Source organism: Rhodoblastus sp. (assembly GCF_041915505.1).
Taxonomy (GTDB): Bacteria; Pseudomonadota; Alphaproteobacteria; order Rhizobiales; family Beijerinckiaceae; genus Rhodoblastus.
Genome location: NZ_JAYSBG010000438.1, coordinates 1 through 2,608, shown reverse-complemented (window position 1 = coordinate 2,608; position 2,608 = coordinate 1). Strand labels below are relative to the sequence as shown.

Here is a 2,608-nt window from a genome sequence, read left to right as displayed (position 1 = left end):
TTGAGAATCGGCAGCCAGGCCGCTTTCCACAACGCCGTCGCGCCTTTCATCGCCAGGCGGGTCGACTTCGTGGCGCGGGCCATTATTCGCCGCCTTTCCAGCGATTGCGGGGGAATGGCGTCTTGCCAGGGCGCGCTCCGATGGCGACGGCCAACCGGACACGCGGCCACGAGGCCGCGCGGATTGCGTCCGGACGGCCATCATGGGCGACGGGATCGGAAGCTCCCGAATATCGCGCGACGCGTTCCATGGGCGAATTGCTACAGAACGGGCCGCCGCCGCGCAATGGCCTTGGCCATGGCCGGCGACCCGCGCCGGTTTCGGATTTTCGGCAAGAAGGCCGGCGTCGTTGCGCGACGGCGCGTTCCGGTCGAGGGCGATCAAAAACAAGTGTTCGGGAACGGAGCCTCCGACGACGATCGCTGGATATTGGTTTCCGCATTTCCCGGCGGACGCCAAAGAAAATGTCAGAGGGCATGAAGCGGGCGCAAACGCTGCGTCCCCGCTTCATGCCCATGCGTTTCGACGAGCCGGTTTCAAGTGGATCATCGCCTGCCTAGACGCGCGTCCCAGCCATTTTAGTTTTTGGCGATGCTCACTTCAAGGTATTCGCTCGGGACAACCATGGTGTCGTCGTCAGATGTATTGAAGACGCTGACCAGATCGACGATATCGCGAGCGAGCATTTCGCGTTCGACCGCGCCGAGCGCTTCGAAAGCCTTGAGCGCCGGTCCGTAATAGTGACGGAAGGTGTCGAGGAAATGTTGCGCCGAGAGATATCGAAAGACGAACTGGCGCCGCTCTGCGACGATCCGGGACGCCGCCGGAGCAAACGTCGCCTCGATCCAGTCGCGCGTTCCCCAGATCGCCGGCGGCTTCACGCCGGTTGGCGGCGGGAGGTATTTTCCAATCGTCTTGAACATCTGTCCGACGAAGCTTTCGGGTGTCCAGTTGGCGAGGCCGATCCGGCCGCCGGATTTGCACACGCGCGCCATTTCCGCGGCGGTGCGCTCCTGATCGGGGCTGAACATCGCTCCGAAAGTCGAGACGACCGCGTCGAACGACTCGTCCGGGAACGGCAGATTTTCAGCGTCAGCGATCTGGAACTTGACCTGAAGGCCTTCCGCTTCCGCCCGTTTGCGTCCGCGGGCGAGCAGGGACTCGACGTAATCGGTCGAGGTGACGTCGCACCAGCGCCGAGCCGCCGCCAGCGTGGCGTTGCCGTTGCCGGCGGCGATGTCGAGCACCGTTTGGCCGGCGCGCAGATCGAGGGCCTCCGCCAGTTGTTCTCCTACGATCTGCAATGTCGTTCCGATCACCGCGTAGTCGCCGGATGACCAAGCGGCGTGCTGTCTGGCCTTGACGGCCTTCAAATCGGGAACGGGCTTTTCGGTCGCCTGGGGGTGGCATTCAATGATTGTCGTCATCACGGTTCTCCTCGATGATCTGGAGTTGCCGACGCGCTGCCGACGGCAACATTGCGAGGCTCACATCGCGTGAAGCCTCCACACAAAGCGTTAAGTCATTGGGCGGCTTATCTAAATGATTGTGGCACCGCATTTCTTGCTTGCGCGTCCAGACTTGCTATCCTCTTTGCTCGATCGCCCGGAATGCTTGCTTTCGCGTCCAGAATGTCGTCGCGCCAATGGTGCGGCGATCTTTGAGGGATCGAACCGGTGAGTTCGGATACGTTATCGGACGTCCTTTCGGCCGTGCATTTGTCGGGCTCAGTCTTTTTCGACGTGACCGCCAGTTCGCCGTGGGTCGCGGAGGCGCCGCCCGCGGCTCAAATCGCCAATGAAATCACGCCTGGCGCTCAATATGCGATCGAATACCACGTCGTCGTCCGCGGCTCGTGCTGGATATCGCTGATCGGAGGTTCCGGATTTGAACCGGTCAGGCTCGAGGAAGGGGATATTGCGGTCATTCCGCGGGGCGATCCGCATGTGGTTTCAAGCGCGCCGGGCATGCGCGCGGAACCAATTTGGGAGATTCACCGCCGCCCTCAAGACGCCAATGCGTTGCCCTTCACGCTGCAAACCGGCGGCGACGGGCCAAGCGACGCCCGGCTGATCTGCGGTTTCTTCACGTGTGACGCGCGTCCGTTCAATCCGCTGCTGGATTCATTGCCGCGCTTCATCCGATTTGGGCGTGGTTCGACGTGGGCGTCGCGTGGCCTGCTCGATCAATTCATCTTGCTCGCCACGGCGGAGATGGGCAACAAACGGGCTGGCAGCCAAGTCGTCATCAACCGGCTTTCGGAGTTGCTATTTGTCGAGGTGATCCGGCGGCACATGGATCAACTGGCGATGGACAGCAGCACCGGTTGGCTCGCCGGATTGCGCGATCCGCTGATCGGCCGCGCCCTGGCTCTGCTGCATGCGCGGCCCGCGCACGCCTGGACATTGGAGGAGCTTGCGTCACGAGCCGGCGCATCGCGCTCGGCGCTCGCCGATCGGTTCGTCCATCTGGTGGGTTGCCCGCCGATTCAATATCTGACTCATTGGCGCATGCAGCTGGCCGCCAAACTCCTGGCCGATCGTCGCGTGAAGATTTCCGTGGTCGCAAGCGAAGTCGGCTATGAATCCGAAGCCGCATTCAGCCGCGC

The 2,608-nt window shown here is 62.4% G+C and carries 3 protein-coding genes; 1 reads left to right on the top strand and 2 read right to left on the bottom strand.

Features of this window, described 5'->3' with window-relative positions; translation table 11 throughout:
• Positions 1-384: hypothetical protein (locus tag ACE3S9_RS18240; RefSeq protein WP_374547897.1), on the bottom strand; the 384-nt coding region annotated here is incomplete at its 3' end.
• A gap of 194 nt (positions 385-578) precedes the next feature.
• Positions 579-1,427, bottom strand: a complete 849-nt coding sequence (locus tag ACE3S9_RS18235; protein WP_374547896.1) for a class I SAM-dependent methyltransferase — start codon at positions 1,425-1,427, stop codon at positions 579-581.
• 249 nt (positions 1,428-1,676) lie between these two features.
• On the opposite strand from ACE3S9_RS18235, the gene ACE3S9_RS18230 reads away from it, so the two are divergent.
• Positions 1,677-2,608 (top strand): AraC family transcriptional regulator (locus ACE3S9_RS18230; protein ID WP_374547895.1); only part of this gene is annotated, 932 nt, incomplete at its 3' end.

What these genes read in the sequence shown, in the direction of transcription:
- ACE3S9_RS18235 (WP_374547896.1), bottom strand. Translation starts at nt 1,427, where the DNA reads ATGACGACAATCATTGAATGCCACCCCCAGGCGACCGAAAAGCCCGTT.